The following is a 19,610-nucleotide window of genomic DNA, read 5'->3' on the forward strand; positions in this document are numbered from 1 at the left end:
TGGGATAGATCACGTCGGTTTTCATGATCGACATGGCCGCTGCCTTCCCGATCCTTTTTGCGCTGGTGATGCCAGGTGTGGCCGTCGCAGCGGGCCTCTGACATGCGGCCGACTTAGGTCTGCCTTATATGCCGGGGATGTACCGGGGGCTAGCGACAGCGTGTGACTCGCGTCCTACACTGACCCCATGCTTTGTGAAGCGGTTCACAACCACGACGGAGTGCTTGTGAACGTTTTCACGACGTCAGTGCGGCGCGTGCCACGTAGGGCGCACGCACGAGCACGCAGATCACTGTGATCTGCACCGCCGACGTCGTGGCCGGGGCGTAGCCCGGGTCACGAGGTCGGCACCCCGGCAGCACACCCGATACGTCCGAACGCAACGCCGCGGAAAGGATGGTGCCCGCAGTGAACGTCACGTTCGCGCCGGCCGGATTCGCTTCGGCGAGCCGGGCTCCGGCCGAGCACGCGCCGACAGGCCCTGGTCTCACGGAGACTCCGGCCGACCAGGTGCTGGCCGGCGGGCAGGTACTGGCCCAGGAGGCGGCCGCGGGCATCGGGATCTACCTGCCCCTGGTGCTGCTGATCGTTCTCGCGGCAGGCTTCGGCGTCTTCTCCGTGCTGCTGGGCCCGCTCGTCGGCCCCAGCCGCTACAACAAGGCCAAGACGGCCGCCTACGAATGCGGGATCGAACCGTCGCCGCAGCCGATCGCGGGCGCGGGCCGGATGCCTGTCGCCTACTACGTCACGGCGATGCTGTTCATCCTCTTCGACATCGAGATGGTCTTCCTCTTCCCGTACGCCATCGCCGCGGACGCGCTCGGGTTGTGGGGTCTGGGCGCGGTGGCACTGTTCATCGCGACCTTCTTCATCGCCGACTTCTACGTGTGGCGCCGCGGCGGCCTGGATTGGAACTGATGCGCCATGGGTCTCGAGGAGAAACTCCCCAACGGAATCCTGCTGACGTCGCTCGAGGGTGTCGTCAACTGGGCGCGCAAGAACTCGATGTGGCCCGCGACGTTCGGTCTCGCGTGCTGCGCCATCGAGATGATGACCAGTGGCGGATCGCGGTACGACCTCGCGCGGTTCGGCATGGAGCGCTTCAGCGCGACGCCCCGGCAGGCCGACCTGATGATCGTCGCGGGCCGGGTGACGCAGAAGATGGCGCCGGTCCTGCGCCAGATCTACGACCAGATGGCCGAGCCGCGCTGGGTGCTCGCGATGGGCGTGTGCGCCTCGTCCGGCGGCATGTTCAACAACTACGCGGTCGTGCAGGGCGTCGACCACATCGTGCCGGTCGACATGTACCTGCCTGGCTGCCCGCCGCGGCCGGAGATGCTGCTCGACGCGATTCTCAAGCTGCACGCGAAGGTCCAGGACGAGCCGATCAACGCCCGCCGCGCGCAGTTGCGCGAGGAGAGCGGCGCGAAGACCGAGATCATCCCGTCGTCCGTCAAGTACGCGAAGAAGTAGGGCGAGGCCATGGCTGACGAGGACACGCAGAACCCGCGCACCGGTGGCGAGAACTCGAGCGCCGAACGGCCCGAGGGAGGCCTCGAGCCGCGCGGTGCCGAACCGGCACGGGTGGTCGCCGGTCACGAACGCAGGGGCATGTTCGGTGTCTCCGGCAGCGGCGACACGTCGGGCTACGGCGGACTGCGCCTGCCCGCCTACTCGCCGCCGCCCGCGGAACGCCCGTACGGCGGCTGGTTCGACGACTTCGCCGACGAGTTCTACGCCGCGCTCGCCGACAACGGCATTCCCGCCGAGGCGATCCTGCAGGTGACCGTGGACCGCGGCGAGATCACCTTCTACGTCGACCGCGAGCATCTCGTCGCGATGTGCCGCGTGCTGCGCGACGACGAGGGGCTGCGCTTCGAGGTGTGCAGCTCGGTGTCCGGTGTGGACTACGGCGAGGACGTGCCGCAGCGGCTGCACTCGGTGTACCACCTGCTGTCGATGACGTACCGCCGTCGCATCCGTCTCGAGGTGACGATGGACGTCGAGGACCCGCACGTGCCGTCCATTGTGGAGGTCCACCCGACGGCGGACTGGCACGAGCGCGAGGCCTACGACATGTTCGGCATCGTCTACGACGGCCACCCCGCGCTGACCCGCATCCTCATGCCCGACGACTGGGAAGGGCATCCGCAGCGCAAGGACTACCCGCTCGGCGGCATCCCCGTGGAGTACAAGGGCGCGGAGATCCCGCCGCCGGACACGCGGAGGTCGTACTCGTGAGCTTTCCGCCGAAGTACGTGTTCCCGCTGGAGGCGCGGGAGATGCCGCCGAAGTACGTGTTCCCGCTGGAGGCGCGGGAGATGCCGCCGAAGTACGTGTTCCCGCTGGAGGCGCGGGAAGCACAGTCCGCTTTCTTCCCGCTGGAGGCGCCATGACCACTAGCGACAACATCGCCGACGTGTCCACCGGCACGGACACGAGCCCGGAGGGGTCGGACAGCGCTCCGTACGCCGAGCCGCGGGAGACCACCGAGGGCCCGGTCTACACGGTCAGCGGCGGTGACTGGGACGACGTGCTGTCGGACGCCTCGCACGACGAGCGCATGGTCATCAACATGGGCCCGCAGCACCCGTCGACGCACGGCGTGCTGCGGCTGGTGCTGGAGATGGAGGGCGAGACCGTCACCCAGCTCCGGTCGGTGATCGGCTACCTGCACACGGGTATCGAGAAGAACTGCGAGTACCGCACGTGGACGCAGGGCGTCACGTTCGTGACGCGCATGGACTACCTGTCTCCACTGTTCAACGAGATGGGCTACTGCCTCGCGGTGGAGAAGCTGCTCGAACTCGAGGTTCCTCGCCGGGCGCAGCTGTTGCGGGTGCTGCTCATGGAGATCAACCGCATCGGTTCGCACTTCGTCTACATCGCCACCGGCGGTATGGAGCTCGGTGCCACGACGGCGATGACGCTCGGTTTCCGCGAGCGCGAAGAGGTGCTGCACCTGCTCGAGCACCTGACGGGACTGCGGATGAACCACGCGTTCATCCGGCCCGGCGGGCTGGCGCAGGACATGCCGGAGGACTTCGTCGAGAAAGTCACCGAGTTCTGCAAGGTGATGGACGAGCGGCTGCCGCTGTACGACAAGCTCTTCACGGGCCAGCCGATCTGGCGTAACCGGCTCAAGGGCGTGGGCTACCTGCCGTTGGACGCGTGCCTGGCGCTCGGCGTCACGGGTCCGGTGCTGCGTTCGGCGGGTGTGGCGTGGGATCTGCGCAAGACGGATCCGTACTCCTGCTACGACGAGTTCGACTTCGAGGTGCCGACGTCGACCGACGCCGACTGCTGGGCCCGCTACCTGCTCCGCGTCGAGGAGATGCGCCAGTCGGTGCGGATCATCCGGCAGGTGCTGGAGAAGTTGGAGCCCGGTCCGGTGATGGTCGAGGACCGCAAGATCGCGTGGCCCGCGCAGTTGTCGGTCTCGAGCGACGGCATGGGCAACTCGCTCGACCACGTCCGCAAGATCATGGGCCAGTCGATGGAATCGCTGATCCACCACTTCAAGCTGGTCACCGAGGGCTTCCGGGTGCCGCCGGGTCAGGTGTACTCGACGGTCGAGTCGCCGCGCGGTGAGCTCGGGTTCCACCTCGTCTCCGACGGCGGCACGCGGCCCGCGCGGGTCCACGTGCGCGAACCGAGCTTCGTGAACCTCCAGGCGATGCCGGCGATGTCGGAGGGCGGCCTGGTCGCCGACGTCATCGCGGCCGTCGCATCGATCGACCCGGTGATGGGGGGAGTGGACCGATGAGTAGTCCGAAGGGCGGCCCCGCCGACGGCGGAGCCTCGACGACGTCGACCACGTTCGGCGAGGACACGGTCGCGGAGGCACGCGAGTTGATCTCGCGCTATCCGCAGTCGCGGTCCGCGTTGTTGCCGTTGCTGCATCTGGTGCAGTCGGTCGAGGGGTACGTCAGCCAGGAGGGCATGACGTTCTGTGCGCAGCAGCTCGGGCTGTCGGAGGCCGAGGTCGCGGCGGTCGCGACGTTCTACACGATGTACAAGCGCAGGCCGTGCGGCGAGCACCTGGTGAGCGTGTGCACGAACACGCTGTGCGCGGCGATGGGCGGCGACGCGATCTACAAGCGGCTGCAGCAGCACCTCGGCTCGGAGGGTGCGCCGCTCGGCCACGAGGACGTGGCGGGCACGCCGGGGGAGAGCGGCTCGGTGATGCTCGAACACGCCGAGTGTCTCGCGGCGTGTGACCTGGCGCCGGTGCTGCAGGTCAACTACGAGTACTTCGACAACCAGACCGAGGACAGCGCGGTCGAACTGGTCGACGCGTTGCGGCGCGGGGACAAACCGCACCCGACGCGCGGCGCGCCGCTGTCGGACTTCAAGACCGTGGAGCGGCGCCTGGCGGGGCTGCTTCCCGAGGACGACGACGAGTTCTGGACCGATGTGGACGGACCGTCGCAGGCTGTCGAAACGGTCCGCGGCGCCCAGCTGGCCGCGGACCGCAACTGGACGGCGCCTGCTGCGCCGGAGGACGTGCCGCTGCCGGAGGTGGAGGCGAAATGAACGACCATCGTGTGCTCGTTTGTTCATGGAGCCGACCGGGTGCGGAGCTCCGCAGGACACAGGTGGAGGCGAAATGAACGCCGAAGCACGCTTTCCCGCTGGAGGCGCGATGAACGGCCCGGAGAAGGCTCCGTTGACGCCGGTGCTCACGAAGCGCTGGTTGTCGCCGCAGTCGTGGCGGTTGGAGACGTACGAGAAGCTCGAGGGCTACACCGCGATGCGGAAGGCGCTGAGCGGATCGCCGGACCAGGTCATCCAGCTCGTGAAGGATGCGGGCCTGCGCGGTCGTGGTGGTGCGGGGTTCCCGTCGGGTGTGAAGTGGGGCTTCATGCCGAAGGACGAGGAGAAGCCGCACTACCTGGTGATCAACGCCGACGAGGGTGAACCCGGTACGTGCAAGGACATTCCGCTGATGATGGCGGACCCGCACGCGCTGATCGAGGGTTGCATCATCGCGGCGTACGCGATGCGCTCGCACCACTGTTTCATCTACGTCCGCGGTGAGGCGCTGCATCCGATACGGAGGCTGCACGCGGCCGTCCGCGAGGCGAAGCAGGCCGGCTACCTGGGTCACGACATCCTCGGTTCGGGGTTCGACCTGGAGATGACGGTGCACGCGGGTGCGGGTGCCTACATCTGCGGCGAGGAGACGGCGCTGCTCGACTCGCTCGAGGGCCGTCGTGGCCAGCCGCGGCTGAAGCCGCCGTTCCCCGCGGCGTCGGGGCTGTACGCGGCGCCGACGACGGTCAACAACGTGGAGACGATCGCGACGGTCCCGTCGATCATCAACGGCGGTTCCGACTGGTTCCGTGCGATGGGCAGCGAGAAGTCGCCCGGGCCGAAGATCTACTCGGTGTCCGGCCACGTCGAGCGTCCCGGCCAGTACGAGGCGCCGCTCGGTACGACGCTGCGGGAGTTGCTCGAGATGTGCGGCGGGATGTCCGGCGGCATCCCGCTGAAGTTCTGGACGCCGGGCGGTTCGTCGACGCCGCTGTTCACCGCCGACCACCTGGACGTGCCGCTGGACTTCGAGGGCGCTGCCGAGGCCGGTTCGATGCTGGGCACGACGGCGGTGCAGGTGTTCAACGAGACGGTGTCGGTGCCGTGGGCCGTGATGAAGTGGACGCAGTTCTACGAGCACGAGTCCTGCGGCAAGTGCACGCCGTGCCGTGAGGGCACGTTCTGGCTGGCGCAGGTTCTCGAGCGCATGGTCGACGGCCGGGGCAGCGAGGAAGACATCGACACGCTGCTGGACGTCTGCGACAACATCGGCGGACGGTCGTTCTGCGCGCTCGGCGACGCCGCGGTCAGCCCGATCCAGAGTGGCATCAAGTACTTCCGTGACGAGTTCCTCGCGCTGTGCGAGTCGAACAGGCCCGCGCGGGCGGCCGGGGCGGTCGCGTCCCCGGAACCCGCGCCCGGCAGTGAGTCCCAGGCCGCGCAACCGGTTGGAGCACAGGCATGACCGTGGCACCGGAGAAGTCCGATGTGGACGTACCGGAGGGGTACGTCAAGCTCACCATCGACGGCGAGGAGGTCGTCGCACCGAAGGGTGAGCTGCTGATCCGCACCGCCGAGCGGCTCGGCACGGTGATCCCGCGGTTCTGCGACCACCCGCTGCTCGACCCGGCGGGCGCGTGCCGGCAGTGCCTCGTCGAGGTGGAGATGAACGGCCGTCCGATGCCGAAGCCGCAGGCCTCGTGCACGATGACGGTCGCCGACGGCATGGTCGTCAAGACGCAGGTGACGTCGGAGGTCGCCGACAAGGCCCAGCAGGGTGTGATGGAGCTGCTGCTCATCAACCACCCGCTGGACTGCCCGATCTGCGACAAGGGCGGGGAATGCCCGCTGCAGAACCAGGCGATGGCCCACGGCCGCACCGATTCACGGTTCGTCGACAAGAAGCGCACGTTCCCGAAGCCGCTGCCGATCTCGTCGCAGGTACTGCTCGACCGGGAGCGCTGCGTGTTGTGCCAGCGCTGCACCCGGTTCTCCGACCAGATCGCGGGCGACCCGTTCATCGACCTGCTCGAGCGGGGCGCCCACCAGCAGATCGGCACCGCGGAGACGGCGGACGTGCTCGACGCCGCCTCACACACGTCGGAGTCCGATTCCGCCTCAGCGGGAAAGAGTGCTTCGGCGGGCGGCCAGCCGTTCCAGTCGTACTTCTCCGGCAACACGATCCAGATCTGCCCGGTCGGTGCGCTCACCAGCGCCCAGTACCGTTTCCGTTCGCGGCCGTTCGACCTGGTGTCGACGCCGAGCGTGTGCGAGCACTGCTCGTCCGGCTGTGCGGAGCGGACGGACTTCCGCCGCGGCAAGGTCATGCGCAAGCTCGCGGGCGACGACCCCGAGGTCAACGAGGAGTGGATCTGCGACAAGGGCAGGTTCGCCTTCCGTTACGCCACCGCGGAGCAGCGCATCCGCAGGCCGCAGGTGCGCAACGCCGAGACCGGGGAACTGGAGGAGGCGTCGTGGACCGAGGCGCTCCGCGCGGCGGCCGACGGGCTGGCGAAGGCACGTGACGGCAAGGGCGTCGGGGTGCTACCCGGTGGCCGGGTGACGCTCGAGGACGCCTACGCCTACAGCAAGTTCGCGCGCGTGGCGCTGCGCACGCACGACGTCGACCATCGCGCACGGGCGCACTCGGCCGAGGAACTGGACTTCCTCGCCTCCCGGGTGGCGGCCGACGGCGGCCCGGCCGGAGGCGGCGTGACGTTCGCCGACCTGGAGAAGGCGCCGATCGCGCTGTGTGTCGCCCTCGAACCGGAGGAGGAGGCGCCCGCCGTCTTCCTGCGGCTGCGCAAGGGTGCGCGCGCGAACGACGTCAAGGTGGTCCACATCGGACAATGGGCGTCGCCCGCGGTGGAGAAGACCTTCGGGGAACTGCTCGCCTGTGCCCCCGGCGGTGAGGCGGGTGCCGTCGACGGCATCGCCCAGCACGCCCCGGACGTCGACGAGGCGCTGCGTTCCGAGGGTGCGGTCGTGCTCGTCGGCGAACGCGCCGCCGAGGTGCCGGGCCTGCCGACGGCGCTGCACCGGCTGGCCGAACGCACGGGCGCACGTCTCGCGTGGATCCCGCGCCGGGCGGGCGAACGCGGCGCCGTCGAGGCGGGCACGCTGCCGACGCTGCTGCCCGGTGGGCGGCCCGTCACCGACGCCGACGCCCGCTCGGAGGTGGAACGCCACTGGGGGATCGAACCCGGGACGTTGCCCGCGGAACCGGGCCGCGACGTGACGGGGATGTTGAACGCGATCGTCACGCGCGACCTGGACGGCCTGCTCGTCGGTGGCGTCGACCTCGACGACCTGCCCGACCCGGCGCTGGCCCGCAAGGCGTTCGATGCGGCCGGGTTCGTCGTCTCGCTGGAACTGCTGCCGAGCACGGTCACGCCGTACGCCGACGTGGTGCTGCCGATCGCGCCGGTCGACGAGAAGAGCGGCACGTTCGTCAACTGGGAGGGCCGCCGCAGGCCGTTCACCGTGACGCTCGACGGCACGGGCGCACTCGCCGACAGCCGGGTCCTCGACACGCTCGGCGTCGAGATGGACGCCGACCTGTTCACCCAGACCGCCGACGCCGCACGCGGCGACCTCGACCGACTCGGCGCTCACGAGGGAACTGCCCCCAAGGGCACTTCGGTTGCACTCAGTGCAACCAAGGTGCCCCCGGGGGCGTCGGCCGAACCGCCTGCACCCGGGGACGGGCAGGCGCTGCTGGCGACGTGGCGGCAACTCATCGACGACGGCTCGCTGCAGATCGACGAACCCGCGCTCGCGGGTACCGCCCGGCGCGTCGTCGCCCGCATGTCCCGCGCGACCGCCGACGGCCTCGGCGACCACGTGACGGTGTCGACCGACCGCGGGTCGGTGACGCTGCCCGTCGAGGTGACCGACCTGCCCGACGGCGTCGTCTGGCTCCCCGGGAACTCGCCGGGCTCGAAACTCCGCGCCACCCTCGGCGCCGGACACGGCGCGGTCGTCGACATCGCCGGAGGTGACCGGTGATGACGCCGTTTCTCGCGCAGGCGGCCACGGAGCCCATCAACCGGGCGGAACTGCTCGCCGACGACCCGTTGTGGCTGATCCTGCTCAAGGCCGTCGTGGTCATGCTGATCGGCCCGATCTTCACGGTCGTGCTCATCGTCGGCGAGCGGAAGACCGTCGGCCGGATGCAGAACCGGCCCGGTCCGAACCGCGTCGGCCCGTTCGGCATGCTGCAGTCCCTCGCCGACGCGATCAAACTGCCGTTCAAGGAACAGGTCATTCCCGACACGGCCGACCGGAAGATCTACTTCCTCGCGCCGGTGATCGCGGTCGTGCCCGCGCTGATCGGCCTCGCCGCGATCCCGTTCGGCGGCGAGGTGACGATCTTCGGTGAACGCACCGTGTTGCAGCTGATCGAACTCCCGGTCAGCGTGCTGCTCGTGCTCGCGGGCGCGTCGATCGGCGTGTACGGCATCGTGCTCGGCGGCTGGGCCTCCGGGTCGCCCTACCCGCTGCTCGGCGGACTGCGGTCGGCGGCGCAGGTCATCTCGTACGAGATCGCGATGGGCCTGTCGATCATCGGCGTGGTGCTGTACTCGCAGTCGATGGCCACCAGCGGCATCGTCGCTGCGCAGGCCGAAGGCGGTTGGTACTTCTACCTGCTGTTGCCGAGTTTCGTCATCTATCTGATCTCGATGGTCGGCGAGACCAACCGCGCCCCGTTCGACCTCCCCGAGGCGGAGTCCGAGCTGGTCGGCGGGTTCCACACCGAGTACAGCTCGATGAAGTTCGCGATGTTCTTCCTCGCCGAGTACTCGAACATGGTGATCGTGTCGGCGTTCGCGACGACACTGTTCCTCGGCGGCGGGATGTTCCCCTTCTTCGGCGCCGACGCCGCGATCAACCAGGGCTGGTGGCCCGCCCTGTGGTTCCTGGCGAAGATGTGCGTGATCCTCTTCGGCTTCATCTGGCTGCGCGGCACGCTGCCCCGGTTCCGCTACGACCAGTTCATGAAGCTGGGCTGGAAGGTCCTGGTGCCTGCCGCGCTGGTGTGGCTGCTGCTGATCGCCACGGTCCGCGCGCTGCGCAACGCCGAGGGCGTGTCCACCGGGCAGATCCTCATCATCGGTGGCGTGGCGATCGTCGTGGTCGTCCTGCTGATGCTGCTGATCCCGGAGAAGGAGATCCCGGAGGACGAGGGCGTCGTGACGACGAGTGGCGGCGGCCACCCGGTGCCGCCGCTGGATCTGAAGGTCCCGGAGACCACGCCGCGCCGGAAGGCCGTCGAGGCCAGGCGCAGGTCCGAGGAGAAGCAACAGGCGGAGTTGAGTCCGCAGGCGGCGGGCGCGCCCGGTGAAGGCTCGAAGGAAGGAGAGTCCCATGGGGATCTTTGATCCGGTCAAGGGATTCGGCGTCACCTTCGGGATGATGTTCAAGAAGGTCGCCACCGAGGAGTACCCGGAGATCGGCGCTCCCGCCGCCCCGCGGTACCACGGCAGGCACCAGCTGAACCGCCATCCCGACGGCCTCGAGAAGTGTGTCGGCTGCGAGTTGTGCGCGTGGGCGTGCCCCGCCGACGCGATCTTCGTCGAAGGCGGCGACAACACCGAGGAGGCGCGGTACTCGCCCGGTGAACGCTACGGCGCGGATTACCAGATCAACTATCTGCGCTGCATCGGTTGTGGACTGTGCGTCGAGGCGTGCCCCACGCGGTCCCTCACGATGATCAACTTCTACGAGCTCGCCGACGACAACCGGCAGGACCTCATCTGGACGAAGGAGGACCTGCTCGCCCCACTGCTGCCCGGCATGGAGCAGCCGCCGCACCCGATGCGTCTCGGTGACGACGAGCAGGACTACTACGTCAACGGCCCGGAACTGGCCCGTGGCCGCGGGGTTCCGGAACAGGAGACGGTCGAGACCGACACCGAGGAGGCGGTCCGATGAGGACGGAGACGCCGCTGGTGCTGGCCCAGGCCGGGGCCGACGCGACGGTGTCGACCGGCGAGGCCGTCGCGTTCTGGGTGCTCGGCCCGATCGCGGTGGCCGGCGCGCTCTGCATGATCTTCGCGCGCAACGCGGTGCACTCGGCGTTGTGGCTCGTGATGACGATGCTGTCGCTGGGAATGCTCTACATGCTCCAGCAGGCGCCGTTCCTCGGCTTCACACAGATCATCGTCTACACCGGCGCGATCATGATGCTCTTCCTGTTCGTGCTGATGATGGTCGGCAGGGAGTCGTCGGACTCGGTGCTGGAAGTGCTGCGCGGCCAACGGCTCATGGCCGCGGTGCTCGGCATCGGCATCGCCGGCGTGCTCGCGGGTGCGCTCACCCGCGCGCTCACCGACGTGCCGCCCGCGCCCGCGATGAACCCGTGGACGCCGGAAGGCGGCGGCGCGGGCGGACTCGCCCGCGTGATCTTCCAGGACTACCTCTTCCCGTTCGAGCTCACGTCGGCGTTGCTGATCACCGCTGCGGTCGGCGCGATGGTCCTCGCGTTCACCGACCGGCACTCGAAGCAGGGCAAACGCAGCCAGCGTGACCTCGTCGAGGCGCGGTTCCGTGGCGAGTACGAACGCCCCTCGCCGAAGCCCGGACCCGGCGTGTACGCGACGTCCAACTCCGTCGCCACGCCCGCGCTGCTGCCCGACGGGTCGATCGCGCCGGAGTCGCTGTCGTCGCTCATCGAATCGACCCCGACGGCGCAACTCCAGGCCCACCGCAAGCAGCTCGAGAGCCGCGCGGCCGGACCGGACACGCACGCGCTCCTCGACCCCGAGGACGGCACCGGTGACGGCGACGCGCCCGCGGGCGCCGCGGCGACGGCCACGGAGGACAAGGCATGACCCCGACGTACTACCTGCTGCTGTCGGCGCTGCTGTTCAGCATCGGCGCAGTCGGCGTACTGGTGCGGCGCAACGCGATCGTCGTGTTCATGTGCATCGAGCTGATGCTCAACGCCGTGAACCTGTCGCTCGTCACGTTCGCGCGCATCAACGCCGACCTCGACGGACAGGTCATGGCGTTCTTCGTGATGGTCGTGGCCGCAGCGGAGGTCGTGGTCGGACTGGCCATCATCATGGCGATCTTCCGCACCCGCCGGTCCGCCTCCATCGACGACACCAACCTCCTGAAGTACTGAACAGGGCTAGGGGCAAGTTGTGATCGCATCATCGTGGCTGCTGGTCGCGTTCCCGGCGCTCGGTGCGCTCGTGCTGCTCGTCGGTGGCAAGCGCACGAACTCGTGGGGCCACCTGCTCGGCTGTGCGACCGTCGCGGCGTCCTTCGTGTACGCGCTGGCGTTGTTCGCGTCGGAATCGCTGAGTCAGGCGGTCGACACGACGCTCTGGTCGTGGATCCCGGTCGAGGCGCTGCAGGTCGACTTCGGGCTGCGGATCGACCCGCTGTCGATGACGTTCGTGCTGCTGATCACGGGCGTCGGCGCGCTGATTCACGTCTATTCGATCGGCTACATGTCCGACGACCGGGACCGCAGGCGCTTCTTCGCCTATCTGAACCTGTTCGTCGCGTCGATGCTGATCCTGGTGCTGGGCAACAGCTTCGTGATGCTGTACCTCGGCTGGGAGGGCGTCGGCCTCGCGTCGTACCTGCTGATCGGCTGGTACACGGACCGCCCCGCCGCGGCGACCGCGGCGAAGAAGGCGTTCCTGATGAACCGCGTCGGCGACGTGGGACTCGCGATCGCGATCTTCCTGATGTTCAAGCACATCGGCAGCACCAGCTACGACGCGGTGTTCGCCGGCATCGGGGACGTCTCGCCGGGTGTGGTCACGGCGATCGCGCTGCTGCTGTTGCTGGGTGCGTGCGGTAAGTCCGGTCAGTTCCCGCTGCAGGCGTGGCTGCCGGACGCCATGGAGGGTCCGACGCCGGTGTCGGCCCTGATCCACGCCGCGACGATGGTCACCGCGGGCGTCTACCTGATCGCCCGCGGCTCGCCGATCTACAACCTGACCGAGGACGGCAGGCTGGTGGTCGCGCTCGTCGGTGCCTTCACGTTGCTGCTCGGCTCGATCATCGGCTGCGCCTACGACGACATCAAGAAGGTGCTGGCCTACTCCACGGTGAGCCAGATCGGCTACATGATGCTCGCCGTCGGGCTCGGCCCGTTCGGCTATGCGCTCGCGATCGCGCACCTGCTGACGCACGGCTTCTTCAAGGCCGGACTGTTCCTCGGCGCCGGCTCGGTCATGCACGCCATGAACGACGAGGTCGACATGCGCAAGTTCGGCGGCCTGGCGAAGAAGATGCCGATCACGGCGGTGACGTTCGGACTCGGCTACCTGGCGATCATCGGCTTCCCGTTCCTGTCGGGCTACTTCACCAAGGACGCCATCATCGAGGCGGCGTTCGGCCAGGAGGGCTGGCGCGGCTGGGTGCTCGGCGGGTCGGCGCTGCTGGCCGCGGGCATCACCGGCTTCTACATGACGCGCCTGATGCTGCTGACGTTCTTCGGCAAGGAGCGCTGGCGCGAGACGACGTCGGCCGACGGCCGCGAGTTCCATCCCCACGAGTCGCCGCCGACGATGACGGCACCGATGATCGTGCTGTCGATCGGCTCGGTCGGCGCGGGCGCGCTGCTCATCGGCGGGGACACGCTCGCCGAGTTCCTCAGCCCGTCGGTCGGCGCATTGCAGGAGAGCCACCACGGAGTGCTGCCGCACGCGCTGATCCCGTGGTTGACGGTTCTCGTGTCGGCGCTCGGCGTGCTCGGGGCGTGGGCACTGTTCGGCCGGCGTGACGCAGAGTCCTCGAAGTACACGTCGGTGCAGCGGCCCGAGCGGGTGTCGTGGCCCGTGCGCGCCGCGCGGAAGGACCTGTACGGCAACGCGCTCAACGAGGCGCTCGTCGCGACGCCGGGCATGTGGCTCACGCGCTCCGCGGTGTTCCTCGACAACCGGGGCGTCGACGGCGCCGTCAACGGGCTCGCCGCCGCGTTCGGTGGCGGTTCCGGACGGCTGCGCCGGATGCAGACCGGTTTCGTCCGCTCGTACGCACTGTCGATGCTCGGCGGCTCGTTCCTGATCGTCGGCGCACTGTTGTTGGTGAGGTTCGGATGACCTGGCTGCTCGCACTGATCCTGCTGCCGCTGCTCGGCGCGGTGGCCGTGGCGTTCCTGCGCCGCGACGACCGGCTGGCCACGATGACCGCGTTCGCGGTGTCCATTGTGGAGCTCGTGCTGATCCTGCCCCTGTGGCTGAGCTACGACCCGGGCGGCGAACGGCTCCAGCAGGTGTCGTCGCTCGAGTGGATCCCCGCGTTCGGGGTGCACATCTCGTTCGGTATCGACGGCATCGCGCTGCTGATGATCGCCGTGATCGCACTGCTCGTCCCGGTGGTCATCGCGCTGCTGCGCTCGACGGACAAGATTCCCGAGGGCAAGGACGTGGGCGGCCTGCTGTCGCTGATCCTCGTGCAGCAGTCCCTCACGATCGCGGTGTTCGCCGCGACGGACGTGTTCCTGTTCTACGTCCTGTTCGAGATCATGCTCATCCCGATGTACTTCCTCATCGGCGGCTACGGCGGGCCGAGGCGGCAGTACGCGGCGGTGAAGTTCTTCCTCTACTCGTTCCTCGGCGGGTTGATCATGCTGGCGTCGGCGATCGGCGCCTACTCGCTGGCCGCCGACGAACTCGGCGAGGGCACGTTCGACTGGGCCACGTTGGTGGAAGTCGTCAGCGAGGCTCCGCTCGAGACGCAGATATGGCTGTTCCTCGGCTTCTTCCTCGCGTTCGCGATCAAGGCGCCGCTCGTGCCCTTCCACACCTGGCTGCCCGATGCGGCGAGCCAGGCGCCGGTGGCCGTGACGGTGCTGCTCGTCGGTGTGCTCGACAAGGTCGGCACGTTCGGCTTCCTGCGCTACAGCCTGCCGATGACACCCGACGCGAGCGCCGAACTCGCCCCGGTCGTGCTCGTGCTCGCGGTCGTCGGCGTGATCTACGGTTCGATGCTCGCGGCCGGGCAGACCGACATGCGGCGGTTCGTCGCGTACGTGTCGATCGCCCACTTCGGATTCATCGCGCTCGGTATCTTCGCCTTCACGCAGCAGGCCGTGGCCGGCTCGGCGACGTACATGCTCAACCACAGCCTCGCCACCGGCATGCTGATCCTCGTGCTCGGCATCGTCGCGGCGCGCGGCGGCCACACCCGGATCGACGCGTTCGGCGGCATGGCCAAGGTGACACCGGTCCTGGCGGCGATGCTGCTCATCGCGGGCCTGTCGGCGTTGTCGCTGCCGGGTACGAACTCGTTCATCAGCGAGTTCCTCGTGCTGCTGGGGGCGTTCGACACCCGGCCCGCGTACGCGGTCGTCGCCACGGTCGGCATGGTTCTGGCCGCGGCGTACGTGCTGTGGCTGTACCAGCGGATCATGACCGGGCCCGTGCGCGGTGACGCGATGCTGGCCGCGGCGCCCGGGCCGGGCACCGCGGCGGCACCGGAGGCGGGCGCCCGTAAGACGATCCGCGACCTGGGCGGACGGGAGATCGCGGCGCTCGCGCCGCTCGTGGTGCTGATCATCGGGCTCGGCTTCTACCCGAAACCGGTGCTGGACACCGTCAACCCGTCGGTCGAACAGACCATCACCGCGGTGCAGGAAAGGTAACCGGCCATCGTGAATCCGTTTCTCGCGCAGCAAGTGCAGACCGTCGACGCCCCCGGGATCGACTGGGGCGCGATCCTGCCCATGGTGATCGTGTTCGGCGCCGCGTGCGTCGGCGTGCTGATCGAGGCGTTCGTGCCGAAGCACCAGCGCTGGTCCGGACAGGTCGTGCTCACGCTCGGGTCGATCGCCGCAGCGGGCATCGCGCTCGGCGCGTACGTGAGCGGACGGCCCTCCCACGGCGTACTGACGATGGCGGGGACGCTGTCGATCGACACGCCCGCGCTGTTCCTGTGGGGCACGCTGCTCGCACTGAGCGTCGCCGCGGTGCTGATGATCGCCGACCGGTCCGTCGAGCCGGGCGGGTCGTTCGTCGCGCAGGCGGGCATCGCGCCCGGCACGGTGCAGGACCGCGCGCAGGTGCAGTCCACCGGCATGCAGACCGAGGTGTTCCCGCTCGCGCTGTTCGCGCTCGGCGGCATGATGGCGTTCACCGCCGCCAACGACCTGCTGACGATGTTCATCGCCCTCGAGGTGCTGAGCCTTCCGCTGTACCTGATGTGCGGCCTCGCCCGCAGGCGGCGGCTGCTGTCGCAGGAAGCGGCGGTCAAGTACTTCCTGCTCGGGGCGTTCGCCAGCGCGTTCTTCCTGTACGGCCTGGCGATGCTGTACGGCTACGCGGGCTCGGTGAAGCTCGCCGACATCGCCACCGCCGCCGCGGGCACGGACCGCAGCGACACGCTGCTGTTCGCCGGTCTGGGCCTGCTGATGGTCGGCCTGCTGTTCAAGGGCTCGGTCGGCCCGTTCCACACCTGGACGCCCGACGTCTACCAGGGCGCGCCGACGCCGGTGACGGCGTTCATGGCGGCGTGCACCAAGGTCGCGGCGTTCGGCGGGATCCTCCGCGTGCTGACCGTGGCGTTCGAGGCCACCAGCTGGGAGTGGCGCGGCGTGATGTGGGCCGTGGCGATCATCTCGATGGCCGTCGGCGCGGTACTGGGCCTGACCCAGACCGACCTCAAGCGGATGATTGCCTACTCGTCGATCGCGCACGCCGGGTTCCTGCTCATCGGCACGATGGCGCTCACCGACGAGGGGCTGTCGGGCACGCTGTTCTACCTGCTCGCCTACGGCTTCACCACGCTCGCGGTGTTCGGCGTGATCTCGCTGGTCCGGGACTCCTCCGGCGAGGCGACGCACCTGTCCGCGTGGGCGGGCCTGGCCAAGCGGTCACCGCTGCTGGCAGGGGTGTTCACGTTCCTGCTGCTCGCACTGGCGGGTATTCCGTTGACCAGCGGATTCGTGGGCAAGTTCGTCGTGTTCTCCGCGGCGCTCTCGGACGGCATGGCCCCGCTGGTGGTGATCGCGCTCGTCTTCAGCGCCGTGGCCGCGTTCTTCTACCTGCGGGTCGTCGTGCTCATGTACTTCTCCGAGCCCGCGTCCGACGGGCCGACGGTCAGCGTGCCCGGCGCGTTCACGACGGCGTCGATCGCACTGGGCGTGATCGTCACGCTGCTGCTGGGGCTGCTGCCGACGTTCGCACTGGACTGGGCGGGAGCGGGTGGTTTCGCGCTCGGCGGGTGACAATGGCGGGCCGTCGGCGCCGCGGGCGGTGTCGACGGTCACGTCTGAGCAGGGCTGATGCGTGATCGCCCCGTAAAGACTTGCCAGTAGGCTGGGACCGGTTTTGGCCGGACGCCAGACGCGGCGCCCGGAGGAGAACCGGCCGTGCAACCCAGTGCCGAGAGGGCGGGAGCGAGTAGTGTCAGTGCGTGACGGCGCCATCGAAGAACTGCGGGCCTCCGTCGGACTGCGGATCGACGACGAAGCGCTGCTGACCGATCTCGCGAGTGGCCTGGGCTCGGTGGAGCAGCTGCTGCGTGAGGTCGTCCGCAGCGACGTCGCCGCGGTCAACGAGGCCGCGCGGCACCTGGTCGAAGCCGGGGGCAAACGTTTTCGCCCCTTGTTCACGCTGCTGTCGGGCCAGTTCGGCACCGCGGGCGAGGACGCACGCGACGGGGTGATCACCGCCGCCGCGGCCGTCGAACTCGTGCACCTGGCGACGCTGTACCACGACGACGTCATGGACGAGGCCACGATGCGCCGCGGTGCGGAGAGCGTCAACGCGCGCTGGGACAACACCGTCGCGATCCTCACCGGCGACTTCCTGTTCGCGCACGCCTCGCGGCTCGTCGCCGACCTGGGCACCGACGCGGCGCGGATCATCGCCGAGACCTTCGGTGAGCTGGTCACCGGCCAGATGCGGGAAACCGTCGGCCCCGGTGAGGGCGAGGACCCGATCGAGCACTACCTGACCGTCATCGGGCAGAAGACGGGCTCGCTGATCGCCACGTCGGGCCGGTTCGGCGGCATGCTCTCCGACGCGGCCGACGAGCACATCGAGGCGCTGCGGCGGTTCGGCGACCTCATCGGCACGGCGTTCCAGATCTCGGACGACATCATCGACATCGACTCGCCGTCGGACGAGTCGGGGAAGTCGCAGGGCACGGACCTGCGCGAGGGCGTGAAGACGCTGCCGATGCTGTACGAACTGGCCGAGGACAGGCCCGACCCGCGGCTCGCCGAGCTGCTCAGCCGCCCGATCACCGACGACGCCGAGGTCGCCGAGGCATTGACACTGTTGCGTTCGTCGCGTGGCCTGGAACGCGCACGCACCACTCTTTCAGGCTACGCTCAGCGCGCGAGGACGGAGCTGGCGGCGTTGCCGCCGACACCGGCGCGGGATGCCTGCGAATCGGTCGCCGATTACCTCGTCGCACGCACCCACTGAGGGAGGACACCGCACCAATGTCCATTTTCGGGCAGGTCTGGGTGTTCAGCGCGATCGCTTTCGCGCTGGGCGCCTTCCTGGCCTGGGTTTTCCTGGTTCGGCCCGCGCGTAAGCAGATCCGCAGCCTCGAGGAGAGACTCGTGGCCCGCGAGGCCGATCTCCGCCGTATCTCCGAGCCCGCCCTCGGTGCGGCCGGTACGGCGCAGACGCGGACGGAGCGCAGTGATCCGTTCAGCGACGCCGACGAAGCCCTGGCAGGGACGGGCGCACACGGCAACAGCGGGGACGTCGACGCGGGCGACAGACCGGAACCCGAGACCTCGTGGCTCGAGCGCGACAGCCTCGGCGGCTACGCGGGCGACGGTTATGCGGGCGGCGGCTACGAGGACGACTTCGACCTCGCTGACCGGCCGGAGGACCTCGAGGTTCCCGGCGACCGCGGTGCCCACGACGCGGACTACGACGCCGGTTACGCCGACGGATACCGGGCCTTCGCCCCGGCCGACGACGCTCACGGGCCGTACGACGACGGCCGTCCCGGCGCGGAGGCCACCGGCGGCGACGACCGGGACGACCACGCCCGCCCCGGCTACGCCGAGTCCGGATACGGCGCCCCGGACTACGACGACGGGCACTACGAGGACGCGGACTACGACGACACGGAGTACGACGCCGGCCGCTACGACGACAGGCACTACGACGACGTCGGGTACGGCGAGCACCCCGACGACCGGACGCGGTACGTGCCCGCCGATGCGGGTGCGGACGAGGACGCGCCGGTCTCATCGGTACTCGACCCGGACGAGATGCGCAGTGTGCCGGGCACGGCCGACACGGACGCCGACGTGGCCGACGCGGAGTCGACCCGGTTCATCGGCGTCGACTCCCTTCCCGGCGCGGGTGACCCCGCCGTCGCGGCCGCGCCCGAACAGGGCGCGGGTCCCGAGGAGCGGGACGCCGATCCGGCGGGCGACCGGCCGGGCACGTCCGCTGCGGCCGGTTCCGCGTTGCATCTCGGGGCGCCGTTCCAGCCCGTCACGTCGTTCGACGCCACCACCGAGTTCTCCGTCGACGCGCTCCGTGACAGTGGACTCGACGATCCGGCGGGCCGGTCCGGCGGTGCGGACCACGCCGACCCCGCCGAGTCGGTCGCAGGTGATCAGGGCGACGCGGGTGACCAGGCGAGGTACCGGGCCGAACGGCCGGGAAGCCTGTTCGATCCTGCCCCGGCCGACGACGACGTTGCGGACGCCCCGGTCGACGACGATGCGGATGCCGATGCCCCGGACGTGGACCGGCCCGATGCGGACACGGCGAGCGCACCGGAGCCGGGAGCCGGGAAGCCGGTGGCCGCCGACGCGGGGGACCTCACGTCGAACGGTGCGGGCGAACTCCCCGCGGATCCGCCTGCGTACGCGTTCGGCGGGCCGGACGCCGGCCCTGACGAGGACCCCGCGGAACAGACGAACGTGTTGCCGAAGCGCACGCCGCGGCAGCGGCCGCCGGGCGGGTTCGACGCGCCGAAGCCGGTCCAGCCGTCGATGCGGGCGATCACCCGTCGCGAACCCGATGCCGCGGCGCAGAGCGGTTCGTTGTTCGAACCGGCCTCGCCGGGCGAGTCGTCCGCGTCCGAGCCCGCCGCCGAACCCGCCGCGGACGCGGGGCACCAGGCCGGGC

16 protein-coding genes are annotated in these 19,610 nt (G+C 69.3%); all 16 read left to right on the forward strand.

The annotated features are described in order from the left end of the window. Window positions 1-510 precede the first annotated feature (510 nt). The 16 genes from LY13_RS08400 (at window position 511) to LY13_RS08475 (ending at window position 17,933) form a co-directional block, all read left to right on the forward strand. The gene (locus LY13_RS08400) at window positions 511-918 is read left to right on the forward strand and encodes an NADH-quinone oxidoreductase subunit A (RefSeq protein WP_253827868.1); all 408 of its coding nucleotides are present in this window, start codon (window positions 511-513) and stop codon (window positions 916-918) included. A 6-nt stretch (window positions 919-924) separates the two neighbouring features. Beyond that, entirely contained in the window at window positions 925-1,473 is a 549-nt protein-coding gene (locus tag LY13_RS08405) for a NuoB/complex I 20 kDa subunit family protein (protein ID WP_253827737.1), read from the forward strand. Window positions 1,474-1,482: 9 nt separating this feature from the next. Continuing rightward, a complete protein-coding gene (locus LY13_RS08410; RefSeq protein WP_253827738.1) occupies window positions 1,483-2,241 on the forward strand; it encodes an NADH-quinone oxidoreductase subunit C in 759 nt (252 codons plus the stop codon). After that, on the forward strand, window positions 2,238-2,396 hold the full coding sequence (locus tag LY13_RS08415) for a hypothetical protein (protein ID WP_253827739.1): 159 nt from the start codon (window positions 2,238-2,240) through the stop codon (window positions 2,394-2,396). Before LY13_RS08410 ends, LY13_RS08415 begins: the two co-directional genes overlap by 4 nt. After that, entirely contained in the window at window positions 2,393-3,766 is a 1,374-nt protein-coding gene (locus LY13_RS08420) for an NADH-quinone oxidoreductase subunit D (protein WP_253827740.1), read from the forward strand. The genes LY13_RS08415 and LY13_RS08420 overlap by 4 nt, the downstream gene beginning before the upstream one ends. Then, window positions 3,763-4,536, forward strand: coding sequence for an NADH-quinone oxidoreductase subunit NuoE (gene nuoE, locus LY13_RS08425; RefSeq protein ID WP_253827741.1), 774 nt, complete (start codon window positions 3,763-3,765; stop codon window positions 4,534-4,536). Before LY13_RS08420 ends, nuoE begins: the two co-directional genes overlap by 4 nt. Window positions 4,537-4,645: 109 nt before the next feature. Next, the gene (gene nuoF / locus LY13_RS08430; protein WP_253827870.1) at window positions 4,646-6,001 is read left to right on the forward strand and encodes an NADH-quinone oxidoreductase subunit NuoF; all 1,356 of its coding nucleotides are present in this window, start codon (window positions 4,646-4,648) and stop codon (window positions 5,999-6,001) included. Beyond that, window positions 5,998-8,544, forward strand: a complete 2,547-nt coding sequence (locus LY13_RS08435) for an NADH-quinone oxidoreductase subunit G (RefSeq protein WP_253827742.1) — start codon at window positions 5,998-6,000, stop codon at window positions 8,542-8,544. Before nuoF ends, LY13_RS08435 begins: the two co-directional genes overlap by 4 nt. After that, window positions 8,544-9,917: an NADH-quinone oxidoreductase subunit NuoH gene (gene nuoH, locus LY13_RS08440; protein WP_253827743.1), complete on the forward strand. Its 1,374-nt coding sequence runs from the start codon at window positions 8,544-8,546 to the stop codon at window positions 9,915-9,917. Before LY13_RS08435 ends, nuoH begins: the two co-directional genes overlap by 1 nt. Next, a complete protein-coding gene (gene nuoI / locus LY13_RS08445) occupies window positions 9,904-10,470 on the forward strand; it encodes an NADH-quinone oxidoreductase subunit NuoI (RefSeq protein WP_253827744.1) in 567 nt (188 codons plus the stop codon). The genes nuoH and nuoI overlap by 14 nt, the downstream gene beginning before the upstream one ends. Further along, on the forward strand, window positions 10,467-11,369 hold the full coding sequence (locus LY13_RS08450) for an NADH-quinone oxidoreductase subunit J (RefSeq protein ID WP_253827745.1): 903 nt from the start codon (window positions 10,467-10,469) through the stop codon (window positions 11,367-11,369). Before nuoI ends, LY13_RS08450 begins: the two co-directional genes overlap by 4 nt. Continuing rightward, complete coding sequence (nuoK, locus tag LY13_RS08455) at window positions 11,366-11,665, forward strand: NADH-quinone oxidoreductase subunit NuoK (protein WP_253827746.1); 300 nt, start codon at window positions 11,366-11,368, stop codon at window positions 11,663-11,665. The genes LY13_RS08450 and nuoK overlap by 4 nt, the downstream gene beginning before the upstream one ends. A 19-nt stretch (window positions 11,666-11,684) precedes the next feature. Further along, on the forward strand, window positions 11,685-13,601 hold the full coding sequence (gene nuoL / locus LY13_RS08460; RefSeq protein WP_253827747.1) for an NADH-quinone oxidoreductase subunit L: 1,917 nt from the start codon (window positions 11,685-11,687) through the stop codon (window positions 13,599-13,601). Beyond that, complete coding sequence (locus tag LY13_RS08465; RefSeq protein WP_253827748.1) at window positions 13,598-15,145, forward strand: NADH-quinone oxidoreductase subunit M; 1,548 nt, start codon at window positions 13,598-13,600, stop codon at window positions 15,143-15,145. Before nuoL ends, LY13_RS08465 begins: the two co-directional genes overlap by 4 nt. Window positions 15,146-15,151: 6 nt before the next feature. After that, complete coding sequence (nuoN, locus tag LY13_RS08470) at window positions 15,152-16,726, forward strand: NADH-quinone oxidoreductase subunit NuoN (RefSeq protein WP_253827871.1); 1,575 nt, start codon at window positions 15,152-15,154, stop codon at window positions 16,724-16,726. 178 nt (window positions 16,727-16,904) lie between these two features. Beyond that, a complete protein-coding gene (locus LY13_RS08475; RefSeq protein ID WP_253827749.1) occupies window positions 16,905-17,933 on the forward strand; it encodes a polyprenyl synthetase family protein in 1,029 nt (342 codons plus the stop codon). Window positions 17,934-19,610 lie beyond the last annotated feature (1,677 nt).

Origin of the sequence: Prauserella aidingensis (assembly GCF_024171865.1) — a bacterium.
In the GTDB taxonomy this organism is placed as follows: domain Bacteria; phylum Actinomycetota; class Actinomycetes; order Mycobacteriales; family Pseudonocardiaceae; genus Prauserella; species Prauserella aidingensis.